Origin of the sequence: Pedobacter sp. (assembly GCF_035566355.1) — a bacterium.
Taxonomy (GTDB): Bacteria; Bacteroidota; Bacteroidia; order Sphingobacteriales; family Sphingobacteriaceae; genus Pedobacter.
This window is the reverse complement of the sequence record NZ_DATMRL010000027.1, coordinates 1-18374: the sequence shown is the minus strand read 5'-3', so window position 1 is coordinate 18374 and position 18374 is coordinate 1. Positions and strand designations below refer to the sequence as shown.

At 35.6% G+C, this 18374-nt stretch carries 14 protein-coding genes and 1 tRNA gene; 3 read left to right on the top strand and 12 right to left on the bottom strand.

Annotated features, from left to right (window positions below; genetic code table 11):
- Window positions 1-278 precede the first annotated feature (278 nt).
- Together VNZ46_RS00995 and VNZ46_RS00990 are read right to left on the bottom strand one after the other, a co-directional pair.
- Window positions 279-1778, bottom strand: coding sequence for a hypothetical protein (locus VNZ46_RS00995; protein WP_325558197.1), 1500 nt, complete (start codon window positions 1776-1778; stop codon window positions 279-281).
- A gap of 108 nt (window positions 1779-1886) precedes the next feature.
- Window positions 1887-1948, bottom strand: a tRNA-OTHER gene (locus tag VNZ46_RS00990).
- Window positions 1949-2278: 330 nt separating this feature from the next.
- On the opposite strand from VNZ46_RS00990, the gene VNZ46_RS00985 reads away from it, so the two are divergent.
- Window positions 2279-4051 carry a hybrid sensor histidine kinase/response regulator gene (locus tag VNZ46_RS00985; protein ID WP_325558196.1) on the top strand — a complete coding sequence of 591 codons (1773 nt, stop codon included), beginning with the start codon at window positions 2279-2281 and terminating at the stop codon, window positions 4049-4051.
- 3 nt (window positions 4052-4054) lie between these two features.
- Here VNZ46_RS00985 and VNZ46_RS00980 read toward each other — a convergent pair whose 3' ends face one another.
- From VNZ46_RS00980 to VNZ46_RS00940, 10 genes are all read right to left on the bottom strand, one after another.
- A complete protein-coding gene (locus VNZ46_RS00980; protein ID WP_325558195.1) occupies window positions 4055-4984 on the bottom strand; it encodes a terpene synthase family protein in 930 nt (309 codons plus the stop codon).
- A gap of 819 nt (window positions 4985-5803) precedes the next feature.
- Complete coding sequence (locus tag VNZ46_RS00975) at window positions 5804-6664, bottom strand: RNA polymerase sigma factor RpoD/SigA (RefSeq protein WP_325558194.1); 861 nt, start codon at window positions 6662-6664, stop codon at window positions 5804-5806.
- Window positions 6665-7612: 948 nt separating this feature from the next.
- On the bottom strand, window positions 7613-7777 hold the full coding sequence (locus tag VNZ46_RS00970; protein ID WP_325558193.1) for a hypothetical protein: 165 nt from the start codon (window positions 7775-7777) through the stop codon (window positions 7613-7615).
- A 66-nt stretch (window positions 7778-7843) separates the two neighbouring features.
- Window positions 7844-7978: a hypothetical protein gene (locus tag VNZ46_RS00965; RefSeq protein ID WP_325558192.1), complete on the bottom strand. Its 135-nt coding sequence runs from the start codon at window positions 7976-7978 to the stop codon at window positions 7844-7846.
- Window positions 7979-7988: 10 nt separating this feature from the next.
- Window positions 7989-8183, bottom strand: coding sequence for a hypothetical protein (locus VNZ46_RS29370; protein ID WP_414693447.1), 195 nt, complete (start codon window positions 8181-8183; stop codon window positions 7989-7991).
- A 913-nt stretch (window positions 8184-9096) separates the two neighbouring features.
- Entirely contained in the window at window positions 9097-10791 is a 1695-nt protein-coding gene (locus tag VNZ46_RS00960; protein ID WP_325558191.1) for a response regulator receiver domain, read from the bottom strand.
- 6 nt (window positions 10792-10797) lie between these two features.
- Complete coding sequence (locus tag VNZ46_RS00955; RefSeq protein WP_325558190.1) at window positions 10798-13740, bottom strand: ATP-binding protein; 2943 nt, start codon at window positions 13738-13740, stop codon at window positions 10798-10800.
- Window positions 13741-13744: 4 nt separating this feature from the next.
- Complete coding sequence (locus tag VNZ46_RS00950) at window positions 13745-14833, bottom strand: DNA cytosine methyltransferase (RefSeq protein WP_325558188.1); 1089 nt, start codon at window positions 14831-14833, stop codon at window positions 13745-13747.
- A 43-nt stretch (window positions 14834-14876) separates the two neighbouring features.
- Window positions 14877-15344 (bottom strand): hypothetical protein, encoded by a 468-nt coding sequence (locus VNZ46_RS00945; RefSeq protein ID WP_325558187.1) that lies wholly within the window; start codon window positions 15342-15344, stop codon window positions 14877-14879.
- 74 nt (window positions 15345-15418) lie between these two features.
- Window positions 15419-15853: a DNA mismatch endonuclease Vsr gene (locus VNZ46_RS00940; protein WP_325558185.1), complete on the bottom strand. Its 435-nt coding sequence runs from the start codon at window positions 15851-15853 to the stop codon at window positions 15419-15421.
- 142 nt (window positions 15854-15995) lie between these two features.
- On the opposite strand from VNZ46_RS00940, the gene VNZ46_RS00935 reads away from it, so the two are divergent.
- Both VNZ46_RS00935 and VNZ46_RS00930 read left to right on the top strand, forming a co-directional pair.
- Complete coding sequence (locus VNZ46_RS00935) at window positions 15996-17024, top strand: HNH endonuclease signature motif containing protein (protein WP_325558184.1); 1029 nt, start codon at window positions 15996-15998, stop codon at window positions 17022-17024.
- On the top strand, window positions 17021-18079 hold the full coding sequence (locus tag VNZ46_RS00930; RefSeq protein WP_325558183.1) for an HNH endonuclease domain-containing protein: 1059 nt from the start codon (window positions 17021-17023) through the stop codon (window positions 18077-18079). Before VNZ46_RS00935 ends, VNZ46_RS00930 begins: the two co-directional genes overlap by 4 nt.
- The last annotated feature ends 295 nt before the right edge of the window (window positions 18080-18374 follow it).

The following is an 18374-nucleotide window of genomic DNA, read 5'->3' as shown; positions in this document are numbered from 1 at the left end:
GGTGCCGTATTTGTCTACGCAACAGAAGGTGGATCTTTCGCCTGATGCGGTGAGGACGAAGAGTTATGAGCCGGAGGTTCGGGATATTGATATTACGGTGGATGCGGTGCTGCAATTGGCTGAGGTGATTAAGGGTTATGCGATTAACAAGTAGTTAACTTTTTTGGTGGTTTTTATGCTTATTTTCGGTGTGAACTGACTGCCCCGTTGGTTCTCGATTACTGTTCGATTTAGGCTAATTAAGGGGCCACAGGTTAATTCCTGTGGCCTTTTTTTGTTTAGTGTTGTGGTGCTGGTGCAAAGGTTATGTTTGCTTTTTTGTCTAGTTCTAGTAGTCTTTGTTTGTTGGCTGTGTCGTACACGGTGCGTACCATGGTGCTGGTTTTGTGTCCGTTGGTTTCGGCTGCTTTTCTTTGTGCTTCTTTGATGGCTTCTTTGAGTTCTTTGTTGACGTCTTTTGTGGTGCGCAGGTGTTTGAGGGAGTAAAAATCGGCGGTTATGCCTAATTTGATTTTTACGTGGTTGTGCCAGCGCCTAGAGATTTGTTCTTGGCGTATGGGGGTTTCTCGGTACATAGGCTGGAGGCCTTCGGAGAAGAGGTAGAGTTTTTCTTTTTTGTTTTTGTTGTCTTTTAGTGCTTGTGCTTCTTCTATGACTTCTTTCCAGTGGGGTAGGGCGTCTTGGTTGATGGCTCTTATGTCCCAGTGGTATTCTTTTCCTTTTTTGACCAGGACTTTAAAGGTTTGTTCTTCGAGGTTGACGTGTTGGTGTTCTACGCGGAGTATTTCTGTTTCTCTGCATCCTGAGTGAAAGAAGATGTGCAGGAATCTCCTGAATGTTGGGTAGTTTTCTTGTAGGTGTTTTTCTACTTTGGTTCTTTCTTCTGGTGTGAGGGTTTGTCTGATGTTTTTTGTGGTGATGCGTTTTTTGATGCCGTCCATGGGGTTGTGTTCCATGGCTTCGAGTTCGTTGAGTTCTACGAAGATGATTCTGAGGTCTGTTCGGTAGCGGTTATAGTTATTGGCGGTCCATTTGTCTTTTTTGTTTTCTCCGATTTTATTGAATAGTTGGCGTATGTGTCTGCGTTCTACTTTTCTGATGGGTAGTTTGGAGAGTTGGATGCCGTTTACTTGTAGTGTGTCTGCTGCTTTTTTTAAATGGGGTATTTTGTTTTTGATGTCTTTCTTGGATTCTGGGTCCATTTGTTTTTCTTTGAGTCCTTTGATTAGGGCTTCAATGAAGGGGGTATTGGGGTCTATAAGACCGCCGTTTTCTGGTGTGTCTTCTATTTCGGGTTGTTCGGCTGGTTGTTGTGGTTCGTTTGTTTGTTGCAGTTCGTTTGTTTGTTGCAGTTCGGCTGTTTCTTGCAGTTCGTCTGTTGGTTGTGGTGTTTCTTGTGGTTTGAGTTTTTCTTGGTGCCTGGGTTCTTCAGGCTGTTGCTTATAGGCTTGTTGTTGGTGTTGGAGTGCTTCTTGTGGTTGGAGTTTTTCTTGTTGTGTGTTGCTTGGGATTGGGTTGAATCCTTGGTTATGGAGCTGGTCTTTTTCTTTGGCTAATAGTTCTCTTATGAAGTTCTGCCTCCCTTCTAGGGTGGTGATTCGGTTTACTCCTGATTTGAGTACGCGTGGGTAGCCTTTGGGGTATCTGTCTTTTGCGCTTGGGTCGTGAAACCAGTATTCTATGCGCCATTTCTTTTTAAGCGAGGCTCTGCCGGTATGCCAGTTGGATGGGAAAATATTAAAATCACTGTAGCTACACCCGGAGGGTAAAAAGTTCATTTTAATAGTTTTTAAAGATTAACGTTTTTATCAACGTTTACTTAAAAACTATTAGAACCTTTACAACGGAGGAGAGCAAAAGCCTTACTGGGTAAGGCTTTTGTCTTGTGAACCGGATTGGATTCGAACCAATGACCTGCTGCTTAGAAGGCAGCAAACCCCTACCGGCCTACGTATAAAGATCCTAATAATCAACTAAGTAAACATGATGATAATTACCAAATTGTTTCTGTCGTTGTCAAGGTTATCAACGTTTAGATTAACGTTGATCTTTCGGCTGTAACGCTGACCTAGCGTCACTTACAGCGAACCTTATAGAAAATTAAAGATCTTTGTCAGTCCAAAGGTAAAACAAATTTTTTCTCCATCCTCTATATTCTTTCTTCAAAGAAGCATTAACAATTCTTTAACGATCTCAATAACAATTTATTAACAGTTAGACCAGGGAAATGAACTAACTTTTAATGAACCCAAGACCATTGCTCATTTTAATCGCGTCTATGAAACTACTCAAAATAACAGATGTTATTGACCGAATAACGCTGGCTGGCACCATCGATTTACCAAGAGGAGCCGCTAAACAAATAAAGGTTATAAACTCCCTTTGTCTAATAACAGCCATACTGGCTTTTACAATTGGCAATATCTTTTATTACAAAACCGGCTTGCTTGCAATCGAAATCCCCGCAATGATTGAAGGAACACTATTCTGTAGTGTTATTTTCCTTCATCGCCGAAAAAGACATACAGAGGCGAATTTAGCATTTGTCATTGTACACTGTATTAGCGCCCTCTGTTTCGGAGCAATCTTAGGAGCAACTATAAACTTGTTATTAATCGACGTATTTTTAATAAGTGTATCCTTTATCATATTTTCGGATTTAAAAAATCAGCTTATTAGCTGTTCTTTTATACTTATAAGTATAATTCCATCAGAAGCAAATCTCTATTACGGATGGATTCAACCTGTAGAACTGAGCAGGCCAAATCAGTTTTTTATTCGTTGGATTGCCCTTGCAGTTTTTCTATTCTTTAACATCATCATATTGGTCTACTATATACGAGAAAGATTAGCCTTACAAAAACGACAAGAAGCCAATATAACCAAGCAAGCAAAACTCTTACGCCAATTAAATACAGCCAATGAAATCATCAAAATTGTATTTTTTAAATTATCTCATGAAATGAGAAATCAAATAAATCCAATTGCATTAGTTGTTGATATTCTTAAAGGGATGATTGATAAAAATACAACACTCTTAGAAGTTGAACCGTACATAGATATTATCGCCACTTCTGTTAATAATACATCAACCATCATTAACAATACACTCACATTTTCAGAAATTGAAGCAGGGAAATTATATGAGCCTACCTTCACTACATTTAATATAAATAATCTCATTCGAAAAATTATCGCTCAACATATTCCTTCAGCTGATAAAAAAGGACTGAATATAGAATACCGGATACAAAATGGGTTATTTTCGATAGTCGTTATGGACGAAATGGCTTTAAGAGTTTCCTTGACTAACCTATTAAATAATGCAATCAAATACGCATATCCTTACACCAACATATATATTCATCTATCTCTAAAAGATACCAATTGTCATTTAGCAGTGAGCAACAGTTGCGAAGACATTAGTATAGAAAAACAAGAGAACTTGTTTAGTCCATTTGTAAGAAATAAAGATAGTCAACATGCTGAAGGTACAGGTTTAGGCCTCTACGTGGTTAAAAAACTAATGACAGATCTCAACGGTAATGTATTGCTAAGGAGTAAGAATGGGGTCACTAAATTCTCACTCCTATTCCCTATAATGGAAGGTATCGAGACGGATATTGTACCAGAAATTAACCTCAATATTTCTTTGAACGGTTTTAATGTTCTCATTGCTGACGATGAACAAGTAAACCTCTTTCTACTTGAAAAACTACTTATTGATAAAGGCTGTAATGTACGTTCTGCGGAAAACGGTGTTGAAGTATTAGAAAAGCTAAAGGAATCATTACCGAATTTAATTATCCTGGACGTTAATATGCCGATCATGGATGGTAGAGAAACTTTAAAACAGCTAAGAAAAGACCCTACCTATAAAGAAATTCCTGTAATGATCGCGACTGGAGACGCATTCGATCCTACAACTATCCAGGCTTGGCAAGAATTAGGAGCTAAAGATGTGCTCCAAAAACCAATTACTTGGAGAGTACTCGCAAGTACATTAAAACGCTACATTACGCCTAAAGCCCCAATCACTACAGGAATTTAATTGCTAACCTATTAATAATTGATCTATCTGTAAATCACTAGAAGGATGGCCTTCTTTATGATATCTTTCAGTACGGGTATTGGTCCAAAAGAGATACCCATGAATCATTAATGATAGATTTTCAATAAACTGATTTACTGCTTGATGATATCCTCCAAAATCTGGAAGACTATCTTTGAGTTCGCAGTATTCCGCAAGGTCGGCATCGTGTACAGCTACGGCCTCTAAATACGCTTCCTCTATCGAATATTGGCGTTTATTTTGCAACATCAGTATAATGTTCCAAACATCTTTACCCTTCTCCAGATGGGCTGAAAAATAGTCATTTGCCCAAGCAAGTATTCTACAGGTGAGCTGGGAGATTCTTTTGATTTGTGGATTGTTCATAATATCATCTGGCAAAATTTCTCCAGTAATCATCTCCGCAATATCTACCAGTGGATAGACATTCACCGCTCTTTCCCGTATTTCGTAAAACTCATCGAAATTCGGAAACTCAAGGTTGACGCGATATGGGACTTCTCTTATAATCCCATCAAAATAGACATCTAAGCTATTGCAAAATCTCTTCATCCAGGCATCATTAGAACATTGCAACAACTCTTGTCGAATTTTTGGAACCTGGTGCAATTCCGGGTCTCCATCATAGGCTAATTCTCCACGCAAGATAGCCAGAGCTTTTTGACGTATATCTTTGAGCCTATCCTCCGGCCCCCTTTCGTAAGTATCATCTATAACAAAAGCCCACATAAAGAATCTACAGGCAGCTTTTAATCGCATTTGATCTGCATTAGGAAACATACAACCAGCTGCATGTCCTACTCCTGTTTTCAAATATTTCATTTTCGCTTTTTCTGGAAGATAGCCATAGTAGTCATTCAGCCAGTTGCCGATTTTTTTTTTCGATATCCTCTGCAAAAGGATTTGTCGCATATCCAAACGGATACTTAATAAGCTGTGTTTGCATACAATTTGTTTAAAAGTGATTTAATTGGTGAATTCTTGCGAATACCCTTCGCTAAAGCAATTGATCTTACGTGTACATAGAGATTTGGTTTTATAGTTATAGAATAGCTGACCACTAATTTTCATCAGCGATCCAGTTGTGTTATATTGTAAAAGGTTTTTAAGGCATAGCTACGACAGCAATAACCGTAAGATGTGGCTTAGTGTAATGAACGAACAAAGACTGGGTTTACGAATAATTATAATGCCCTTCCATGTATCTGGATATATAATTGAAATACCTGAACCCGCTATAAGCGCCAATATGGAGCTATTTCGAGCTATCTTAAAGATAAGTGATACCTCCAAAAAAGTTGTCTATTTTAGCTTTTTTATTAAAAAACGCGTAAAGAATGAGTATATATGCTTATGGCCGCGATAGCAACCTTATTTACTTTATCTTAAATTATTATTTAGTTTTTTTGATTTATTGTTTTCTTGTTGACTATTTAAATAGGGATACTTTCTGTGCCGACAGGCCTTTTCGCTGCTTTGCAGCGTCATTAGTGGGGAAAATTACGATAGTAATTTTCATCCGCTTCCAGCCCGCGACTTCGGAGCAGGGATGCCAGATCGTTCGTGTTTTACGAACGTTCATCTGGCGGATTTATAAGGTTAATTACGGATTTAAATTAATAACCTGATTAATAAAATTTATTAAAATTGGATATTCTAAATCTTTAAAAGAAATTTTATTTTTATATAACGAAACTGTGATTTACAGGTCTTAGCGATCCAGGATTATCTCTATAAATAGCTCTTCAAGCGATCTACATGAAGCAAACTTCTAATTTTCTCAAACGCACGTTCTCGAAGTTGTCTAAGTCGTTCTTTGCTGATTCCCATTTCATCAGCTAATGCTTCCATATCAGTTGAAGTTTCAAAACTTACTCCAAACAGACGCTTTAAAACCATTTGCTCTCTATGGGGTAAATGACTCAATACATTTTCAATCTCCATTTTTAGAGAGTTTTCGTTGATGATTTCGGGAATCGTCATTATTGAAGAATCTTCAAGGGCATCTATTAATCGAAACCCACTTTCCTCGTTAACCATTTGCATCAAATGCTGTTCTTGTTGACCTACCTTTAGCCAATATTTGACTTTATCAATATCCATCTTAGCTTCCATAGCAAGTTCTTCTACTGTAGGGATCCTCTCTAAGCGCTGTTCAAGAGTAGCCCCGCATTTGTATAGAATGGATAAATAAGATCCAATGTTTATAGGTAGACGAACAGATCTTTCATGATTTCCAATGGCTATAATAATAGATTGACGAATATGCCAAACTGCAAAACTGATAAACTTGAAGCCTCTCGTTTCATCAAATCGTTTGGCTGCTTGGATTAAGCCTAAGTTTCCTTCTGAAATTAGATCAGCAAAGGATACTCCTCTACCTGTATACTTTTTGGCAACAGAAACAACAAAACGGAGATTACTGGTCACCAATTTTTCAAGAGCTTGAAGATCTCCTTCTTTAATTTTCTTAGCCAGATGGACCTCTTCTTCATTATTCAGTAAGTTTATTTTACTTAACTCGTTGAGGTAACGAAAAATTGAATCTGTAGAAGATATTGTAATGGCTTGGGTAATTCTGAGTTCCCTCATTTTATTTGTTCGCGATCTATTTGTGTTCAAAAATAGATTGACGAACAATCCTAAAATTGAACATTAATTTAAATTCCTGGTGTTTTAAAAAAATCGTAGTAGCAATTAAAAATGGCGGCCAACTCCCCAGTAGGCCGCCTAAGCACAATACTTATTTTGTAAACTATCAATGAATGAGTGACTCAAAAATATTCCATTATTTATTTAGAAGATGGTGTTTTAATCAAATAGAATTGTGTTTTAAAAAATGTTTACTCAATAAAAAAGGGACCTTTCTATCCAGATCAGTCCCTTCTCAAACTTAACTTAACATAAAATGGAAACGGTTCGATATCAACCGTAGCATAATTACTAAAACTGAACCACTAGTTCTAGCAGAAAGCAAATTATAAGATTGCAAACAGAAAAAATTGGACAATAACATAAAATGATGGTGTTTTAATAAAAAAATTACCCTTGAATATTTTTCGGATTTCCTTTTGAGCAAGCTTATTTTATTAAAACACAATTTTTTCGATTTATAACACCATATTTATAATTGGGTGTTGTATATATTTACCATTATTAATTCTCTCTGATTATACAAAGAATCATTTCCGTATTTACCTAGATAAAAAAGATTTGTGGGCTCTCATACGGCACACAGATAGGTGAATAAATAATAATAGAAGGCGGGGTTACCTGGATGGGAACCCCTTCTTTTTAACTTCCTTCGCATATCTTCATACTTTCTTCGCATAAACCTCATACAAACATGGGTTAAAGTACTTTTTTGCGAACATGGTATGAAGAAGGTATGAGGATGGCATCAGGATCTGGATAATTTGAGCAGTTCTTACCCTCTTTTGAAGCACAATCGAATAGATATAAAGACATCTATATATTAATGTATATAAATGCTTATATATATTCTTTTTCAATTGGTTCAACTACTGAATATTTTACGGATCACTTTTTACGTTGATAATAATCAATCACCTTATTTAAAAAGGCTTCGCCCTTGCTCCTAAGCTCATTGATTTCCTTATGCAATTGCTCTATTTTTTGCTCAATTGCTTTATGGTATGCCGTATTTCCACCTTTAGGATCACGCAGCACCATATTTTCTAACAAACTATTGATTTGATAATTGTTCAGCTCTGTATTTTCGTACTTCGCTTGAAATTCCTCTGGAGTATACTAATTGCCATTCAGCTTATTGTGTAAAGCCATACCTTGTGCAATAAAGCTTCTTTTACCATAGGCATTAATTTTTTTTATCCCAATTTGTTGTTGATGGATGCTCAGGCGGAATTCCGGATCTACAATTCTCATGCTTGTTTATTTATGACGTTTCGATTTTATCTGGGGTATCCATATAAAATACACTGGTTTGAGGACACTGTTTCTTTACAGTTTTGTTTGCGATTTTCGCCAGAGTTTTTGCTGCACCGATGCCGATACAAACTGGAACTCCGGTATACTGGAGGATACGCTTACGCAGTCCGGTTGCGGTTTTTTCGAGGTCATGGTCGTTTATTAATGATCCGTATGCATTAGCACACCACTCGGACGTAAAACGTCGTATGTGATTGATATATCAACAGCTCCTTCATGTGTTTTAAAATTTAAGTGACTACAAAGTTAAACTAATATTTCTAGCACAAACAAATATTTACTAATATTTTTAGCATTCTAAATCCTGGAACAGAATTATTTGCAATACTTCAGAATTTTGTATCTTCATTTAATTAAGGAGCATATATATGATCTATACATTAGGCGCGTTTGTCAACGTCGACCCCATCTCATTGCTTATTGTATTATGCATATTGATTGCAATAGGATTTTTTATAGGCAGAGCAGTCCTTTCCAAAAAACTGAGCCAGCAAAAGAAATATGTGATAAATATCTATTCCGGAATATTCGGATTAATATTCACTATTGGAGTAATCCTAGCAGTTTTGTTCTTACTAAGATAGCTCTAGAGATAAATTCAGGTATCAGGCAGAGAGAACTTAGTCAGAAACCTCTATCAAATCAATGAGTACTCAAACAAGCTAAGCTTGCTCACTCTTCTCAACTTTAGAAAGCACATCCCTCGCCATTGTTCCAAGCAGTTCCCAATCAGGATACTCTTCAAATTGCTTCTCATCAAGATCCTACAGATCCAGATTTCGGCAATTACGATCAATTAAGGTGAATTCTGATCAAATCAGCGATTTCATTAGTAAGTTGTATCATGAAATAAACTTGCGTTTTCTCTTGTCTTATATCAGCTCGTGATAAGCCTTATACATATTTTTATACTTTCCTCTCGAAACATTATTATATTCAGATGAGCAAGCACCTGACAAGTAATAAAAAATCCCCAAAAATATTAGGCAATGAATTAGCTATCCTATATTAATACAAATGAGCGATAACAAATTATCCTCCTATAATGACTCATTTTATCGAGCCATTCTCCTCAGCCAATCAGATTCAGTTAATCCAACTCTTCCCAATTGTTCAGAATACTGAGTTATAATTCTTTGTGCATGAGGAAATTTAAGATCAGCTATCCACCTAAATTTCAGGGATTCATCAGAATTTTTAAAAATCCAACCGGTTTCATCTTTTGTTGCAATAATTTCCCCTTTATCCTGAGGATCAAAATCCAACATTACAGTGTTATAAGGTTTTAAATCGGTCAAAAGAGTCACATAAACATCTCTATCTTTAACGACCATATGAAACTTATCGGGCTTAATAGATTTTTCCAACGGAATAAATGAAAATTTCCTATTACCCACTAACCTAACACTATCACAAAGAGGTTGAATACACAGAAAGTATTTTCTATCTGAGTCGTCGATATCTTGAACAACAATACTACCTAAAGTCAATAATGGTGCTGGTAATTCATACTTTGATCTAACTGTTGTCAAAATCGCGAAATCCATGTTTCTTTCCCGGATATTAGTTGCATTTGGGAGAGAAAAAAGCTGTGTTAAAAAATTATCAGCATCCTTTCCGCCTTTCAATTTTTTTATTTTACTATTCCAAGATGGTTTATCTGTATTAAAAGTAGAATCTTTTTCAACGCCATCTTGCAACAAAACTTTTACAAGATCAAGAGTTTCCTCATGATTAAGTTTTTCAAACTTTCCATCTAGATTCAAACCAACTGAAATTTGATATTCCAGCCACTTATGGACAAAATCAATAGATATTAAATCTCTAATCGTACTGTCCCCTTCCAAGACATCCAATAATTCTGAAGCAAGAAGTGGCACGGGATGATTTTCCGCTTCATCTGGAGGATTATTCAATATTCTGTGGCCGATATAGGCAGAATCCAAATTAGAAGTAAATTTATTCAAAATCCTATGGGTGTTTTCTCTAAGAATCCCCAAAGATCGTAGAGCTACATTCGATAATAAGCCCTTCGTTAGATTAGTAAAATCACCAATTAACCTAGCTGGCAATTCACCTTCATTTACAACTCTTTTTGGATCTATGGACCCACTTCCACCGTATTTCTGATAAATCACAACCTTGATTGGTCCACGTGAGATTTCAAATCCATCCACTTTTGGAGTTTCAAAGTTCATCTTTATAGTTTGTTTAACCTTTTCAACAATATCACTAAGGTCTGGATTAGATGTATATATGGCGATTAATCGTAATCTATCACTAGAGTCTGTAGTAATTATCTTTTTTATCAAGGCCAAGGCAATTGTCCCAGGGATCTCTTCATTTTCACCAATTTGCCAATCCAAAATTACGATATCAGATTTATGAGTAGCATGATCAGTCTTTCTATTTAAACCTTCCTCATCATGAACCGGCTTTAATACAGCACACACTAATCCTTCTTCAGCAAATTTGTCGATCAATTTTTTTGCATCTAAATCACTACTATCTATAAAACCCTCTTTATCAGCCACTCCATTTTCATCACTATTAGTATCAACTGGCGTTATATTAATAGATCTTTGTCGCCTCGTTGGGGCTACAAGGGGTTCACTTGTGTCACTCGTGTGTTTTAAATCTTTAGTCTGTAAATCCAGCGAAGCACGATCATCCACAACCACAACACTATGTAAAAATTTAGATACAATTTTATTTGAGGCTTCCTCAAAATTTAAGGCGTTAATTATCATTATTTATTATATTAAGATTAATGCAAAAGTCACATTCATGTTTTTCCGTGGTCTTTCCAGAACAAGATCATATCCTATTTTTGACAAAACTTCTTTTGATATAAATAATCCAAGCCCTCTACCTCCAGGTTTATATGAGACACCATGTTCAAAAATAGCATCAAAATTTCTCTCAGGAATACTAGGTCCATTATTGCTTATATAAAATGAGCCGTCACTTGCATCAAGTTCTATAATTCTTGGATTTGAATTGTCTCTGAGCCAAAAAATAGCATTATCGACTAGATTTACGAAGACTGGATAAAATGACGATGGATATCCAACTATATTTTTCTTTAGAAAATCTTTTGATGCTATTAATTCTATCTCATGCCTCTCAAATCTTTTCCTAAACAAATCGTAAATATAAGTATGTATATCTGATCCACTTATATTTATCTCATTTCTATAGAGTCTACGATGCAGGGGAGTAAATAGAGTTAAATAACCATCCAAATGATCAAAACTTGTTCTTAAATTACTGTAAACGGATCCTAAATTATGATTAACATCCGCCCATGCTTTAAGTCTTCTAAGTTCATGTCTTATTCCTCGGATACTTGCATCAAACTCATGATTAATAACCTCAATAGCCATCCCTAACTGACTGAGTTGTAAATCCATATCTGCACGTTCTTCAAGATTTAAATTTCTTTGCTCAAGAGCTTCCATTTGGTCCATCTGGCTTGCAGCTCCCCCCTCTAGCTTAATTGCTTCTAATTGAGCCCTCACATAACGCAAATATTCTTGTTTTTGTTCCTTAACATTAAGAATTTTCCCTTCCAACTCATCCCTTGTATTAACCAATGTAAGATCATCTAGGCTAATAAAATCAATTCTTTCAAAGTCACTAAGCACTTCCCTAATGGTAGTATCGATCTCTTCAACACTAGACTTCGCAACTTCCTTTACTTCCTTGTGGACCTTTTCAATAATCAAATTTGTTTCTAAACTCTCCTCTTTGCCAATTTTTCTAGCTTGATTAGATAAAGAGTTAAGTTCCATTTCTATCCGCACTCTTCGATCAAGTTCTAGTTTAGCTCTGTTAGCTAATTCAGTAACTTCACCTTCGATTAAATCACGAATAATCCCAAATGTATCTTTTTGCAGCTTCTCATAGGCAATTTCATACGATTGGTAATCTCTAAGTAGCTTATTATTTAGTCCTATGCCTTTCGGCTTAACTACTTTATATTTATCTTCTAATTCCCTTAATAATTGTCTCGCCCTCGATTCAATTGTGAGAAATTGATATGCGGCCTCCTTTTGATCATCAATTTTAGAGGCTCTCATTAGATCTATTTGAACCGATTCCGCTAATGATAGTGCTTCATTTTGAGCTTTATTTTCATCAATATCAACAAAGAAATTTTCGATATCTAAAATAAGTTTTTTCTTTTTAACAGTAACTTGCTTTTCTCTATCTCTACGAGCAAGTTCCAACCGGCTTAGTTCATTCTTTACTTTATTATATTCTTCACCATACAGGCCTTCTTCTCTAAAAAAATCGGCTGCAATTTGTAAAAAAAATTTACTCAAAATATCCTGAAATTGCCTATAGGCTTTATTCTCCCTAAACCCTTCTCTACCAGCCTTTTCACTCAACTGATTGTTTATATTTTGATCAATTTCAACTATCCCAAAAATATTCCTATGAGAAAAATGGTAGTACCCAGCCGATTTTGTTCTTCTCTTTTCAATATCGAGCCAGTCAACATCTGTATCTCCATATGGTAGGATTCGAATTCCATTTTTATATATATACAATCCACCTATTTTTCGAGTTTTTGATATTAATCGACTATATTCTTCAGAAGAGATTTTACTTTCCCTTTGTTGGGCCTGAACTTCTGCAAAATTAATTTTAAATGGACCACAATCAGTTGCATTCCCCTTTGCACCTGTCCAAGCAATTGAATGATTATTATATATCTTTCCAAAGATTGAAACATTCCCCTTAAACTGCCCAAATTCATCAAACTTGCCATATATATGATGATCAGCAATTCCAAATTCACTAGGAGTAAAAAATTCTCCTCCTTCTATCAGATCCTCATATATATATTCATCTCTATGATCACGAAATGCAGTAACAATTGCGGGCGGCTCATGGTCTGGAGTCATTGTATTGGTAAAACCCAACAATGACTTCAGTAAAGGTGATGCCTTATCATCAGAATCATTATCAATGTCAGCTTGCAATATTTCATTTGATGGTACTATAATAAAATGGGTACCTGTATTCACACCACTAAGACTTAAATCCGGTTGATACTGATCTATCTCAAATGGATCAATAGACATTTTTTCAAAATCCCTTTCAAACCTAAGCAATTCGCTTTCATCTATTTCATTCTTAAATTTATCAAGATTACTTCTAAAAACATCTAGCATTTCATTTAGATCACGCGCATCAGGCACCTTTCCTTCAGAGAAGGTTTTAATGGGTATTTCAATATCTTCCAAATCGATTCCCGGTTGTTCAAAAATCCCCCAGTGTATATAAGCCATCACTAAATCATGGAGACCTCCCTCACGTTTCGCCCGTGTAAGAACTAACAGTTGTGGCCCAATAGCAGCAATTGCAAGACGGCCGATCCCCTTCTCACCCAATGAAGGTCTTAATTTTTTCCCCGGCGGTACGTATGGAGGTTTTAGTCCTGATTTCGCTCCTAGCTTACTCTCAGTACCCAAAGTTAGCCAGCGTTTTTCAAAATCCTCTTTAGTCATCCCAATACCATCATCTCTCAATACAAATAGGCGATCAGATCTATAAAAATCCACCTCTACACGATCTGCATAAGCATCATGAGCATTCTTAAAAAGCTCACTAATAGCTGTAGGAATACCGGCAATTTGTTGCCGTCCCAACATATCGACTGCGCGTGCACGTGTCTTAAATTTAGCCATGTATTTAGTTAATAATACTTAATGCAATTCTTCTAGCCATTTCTGGAGGTACTGCGTTGCCAATCTGTTTTGAGATTGAGACTAAACCTCCCTTAAATTTATAATCCTTTGGAAAAGTTTGCAAAGTTGCTCCTTCTCTTAATGACAGTCCCCTATCCTCTTCAGGATGGGTAAACCGTCCACACGATGTTGCAATAAAACGAGTAGTTATAGTTGTAGATGGTCGATCCCACCATAATCTTCCATATATACTCCTGTAATAATGATCTTTATCATAATAAGCTGCTATTTGCAAATTAGGATTATCTTTCCAAGCCATCCTATCTCCCCCATCATGAGGTGTCATTTTAATTCGTTCTTGGTTCTTGGGACTAAGAGAAGCCGTACTATTCATAAAATCATTAGGATCCATATTACCAGCAGGAAGTACAGGAAACCCTTTATGTTTTCCTATAAAATTCCTAACTGTCATATCTTTGCGAACTTCCGGTTCAGGAAAAGAAATAAACTTCTTAATCCGAGACGCGATTAATACAAATCTATTTCGCTTTTGAGGAACGCCGTAGTGATCGGTTCTTGCTATTTTATATTCAGACTTATAACCATTAAATGTTAAAAAATCTAAAAAGTCAAGCAAGACATGATTATTCTTTTCCTTAAGTAATCCAGGGACATTCTCCACTACAATATGACCAGGCATAAAATACTTTATAAATCGCTGAAAATCATACAGTAAATTATTTGTATAAGAAGACTTATGTCTATTATTATTTATTTTGCTCCAATATTGACAAGGACTGCAACCTATAAATATTAAATTATCATCATATCTATCTATATTAAGATCTGCTCTTAAAGTTTCTGGTTGGTATTGTATAATATTTTCGTTTATAAATTTTGCGTCTTTATGATTGGCTAAATATGTCGCTTCAAATTGTTTTTCTATATCAATTCCTGCTAATACTTTTACCCCTGCTTGTGAAAAGCCACAAGACATTCCACCAGCACCACAAAAGAAATCTACCACTTTTAAATCGGTAGCTCCAATTAACACTTGATCTTTTGAAACTGAAATTTTATCTGAATGTATCATTATCGCTTAATACCTAAAAAAGTATAAAAATACAAATAAAAAATTACTCCGTCTCTTCTTCTTCTGAAAATTCAGTTACAATTTCAATAAAATAAGGGCATACTGGAATTATTTTCTTGGTTTGAACGTCATCGATATATTGCCAGAGATCTTCATCATAATTGTCAACATCTGCATCTTCAATTTCTGAATCAGAATTTATACCATAAATAAAAGTCAAATCAAATAATATTTGGGCGAGTCCCGAAGTATCTTTTGTTTCAATTTCAAAAAGAATACTTTCATGCGCTGCCGGAACTGCTTCCTCATAAATAAATGATTCAGAAATAAGGGAGAGAAGATGTCCAGAATAAGCTGCTTTAGCATAATCGTCAGCTATTGCAATTCTGTCACTAAAGTATTGTTGAGTAGATTTTGGGACATAGACCTCATAACGTTCAGAATCATTTTGTATAACGATATTCAAAATACCTTCAATCGAAGTTCCAGAAAGGGCTGTAAGGTCAATCATATTAGAGAGTGTTAGTATGTAGACTGCAAATAAAATTAATAAAATATTATTTTCCTAGATAATGTTGATTTTTTTCATTCCATTTTCTGAAAAGATTCGTCGATAGTAAATAACAGAGAGGCTAATGTGTTCTTTTTACAAGATGGCTTAAGTTCGCATCCCCAGAGATCGATAACCTTCCAGCCCATATCAACTAATCTATTTCGATTCTTAGTATCGTTTAAAATATTTAGGTTGATCTTATTTTCCCACCACTCTGTTCTCGTTTTTGGAATTGTTGAATATTTACAATTTTTATGGCCATGCCAAAAACAACCATTTACAAAAATAACTGTCTTGTACTTTGGCAATACTATATCAGGCTTTCCAGGTAAATCTTTGACATGTAGTCTGTATCTAAAACCCACCCCGTGGAGGAATTTCCTAACTAGCAATTCTGGTTTAGTGTCTTTATTTCTGACTCTGCTCATATTATAAGATCGAGTCTCTTTGGAGTGAATGTCCGTCATTATCCGAAATAAGATTATACTAATATCACAACGCCAAAGTAACTGATGAAATATAAAATCTCAGAAATTTGTGCAAATAGTTTTATTTTAGGGTTAAATTACAAATTTTAAGATATATTATCATTTCCTTGGATCACGCCTCATGTCTAAAAATAAAATCAAAGAAGAAAAACCAAATCTTTGGGTGCTAAAATCTGTAACTGATTCTGAAAAGTCTTATCAGACCATTGAAAGCTACAAGGACGAGATTGAAAAGAGATATAATTATGATAATAAAGTTGCGAACTCAAAGCAGATCAAGGCTAATGATTATGCAATATTAACGGACAAACATCAAATCCTTGGTTTTGCCCGAATAGAAATAGTGAGTAGTCAAGAAAGTAAAAAAAAGATCACTAAGTGTAAAATATGTGGTTCGACAACTATTGATACTAGAAAAACTCTTAAACCAACATTCAGATGTAATAGAGGGCACGAATTTGAAAAACCTCTTGAGATTACAATACCCGTGATCAAGTACTCAGCACTATACAGTAATACTTTCATTGAAAGTAAAGCTAAAACGAATGTCCTATCTCTGAGACCATACTATATTAATGGTTACAATCAAAATATGTCGATGCAGTTGTTAGACATTGATGCTTTCAGATTATTCCCTTCCATTTATAAGCAATTACAAGGAAAGTCGACAACAATAGTCCTTCTTCCCAGTGACGCAGATGATGAATCAAAAGATTCACATGAGTCGCCTTTCATTCCAGGCTCAAAAGATGAAAGGGAATCAATAAAAAGGCAAATCAAAGCTAGGAGAGGACAACAAAAATTCAGGAACAATTTACGAAAGAGATATGGCGACATATGTATGATCACCGGTTGTGAAATTCTTGATATTTTAGAGGCAGCGCATATTAAGCCGTATAGAGGTGTTAACGACAATCATTCTTCGAATGGATTATTGCTCAGGGCCGATATCCATACATTATTCGACCTGAATTTAATCGGTATTGAGCCAAAATCTCTAATAATCCATATTTCAACCAGACTGGAAAATACCGAATACAAATCTTACGATAACAAAGTACTTCTTACATCGTCAAAAAAACCTGAAATCTCTTGTTTAGAGAATAGATGGAGAGAATTCTGCAGTTTTAATAGAATCAGTAAAGAATGATTACCACTCTCCCACTTATCGATTCTCAAAATAATCTACTCAGCTCCTGCTTTAACAATACCGCAGCTGCTTATAAATTCTATTGGTTCATCTCTTTAATCGAAGAAGTGGAAAGAGGAAATTATCAACTCAGGAAGCAAGATATATTCGCAGGCATGATTGCAAATTCTTGGTATACCGTGAACTACTTCAATGTCAGCCTGGGTAAACAAGATCAACTCCAAAGAGCTATTAAACATATCATAGCTATTGAAAATCTGAGCATTGATGAAAAGAAATCTGTAATCATGGAAGCTTTAAAAAATAGCCAGTCATCTGATACTAAGAAGATATTGAACCATTTTGATGCTGAAGTTCCACACCGGTTCTTAAGCCCGTGGTTCCCTAACCTTAAAGGAAACAAAAAAGAAATCTATCAGCTATCTCAGGATTTCCAAAACAATTGCCTTTATGCGGTAAATGAGCAAGAGGTAAAAATCAACCCAGAATGGATTCCTTATTTAATTCAAAACATCGGGGTTTTAAAGGCATTCTGCTATTGGCATTTAAGCCTTTATCTACAGAAACATAATCCAAATGTGCCGGATATTCCGAATAAGCTCATAAAACCTCCAAGACGGAATAGTTTAATCAAGCAGCGCAAAGAGTTCTGGGATATCGTTATACAACATACTGGCCCTATCCTATGCATTTATACTGGAAAGATCTTAACCGACGATTATGCGGTAGAACATTTCATTCCATATGCCTTTGTTTCCCATGACCTGATCTGGAACCTGATTCCTGCAGACAAAAGCTTTAATAGCATTAAATGTGATAAACTCCCTCCTATGGATAAATACTTTGATGCGTATTTTGAAATTCAGGAACGAGGGTTAAAAACCATCCTGGAAAATCGCCATGATTCTAAGTTTCTAGAACATTATTTAACTTTTATTCCAGATCTGGATTCATTACATACTATGAGCAGGGAATCGTTGAAAGAAAGGTTTAAGGAAAATATACAGCCATTGGTTACTATCGCGAGTAATAACGGGTTTGAGTTTATGTTCTGAGTTTATTCTAACTATTTTTGAGTAAAGAATCCTTCAAGATATGAAATTGTAGATGCATTGATATTTAATACCTATCTTTGCTACAGATATAATTGTAAGTGATCAGTACTCTCAGCCAACTCCGAAAAGAACGTTCCATGCATTGCTCCGGCTTGTTGTTAAATGAACACAACATACCAGTATTAAAGGAGGAACATTATTTTGTGGAAAATATACCATTAAATGGAGATGCTCCGAAACAATTTATTCGGCTTTATAAATATACACGTGATAGTAGCGTTCATAGGAAAAATCC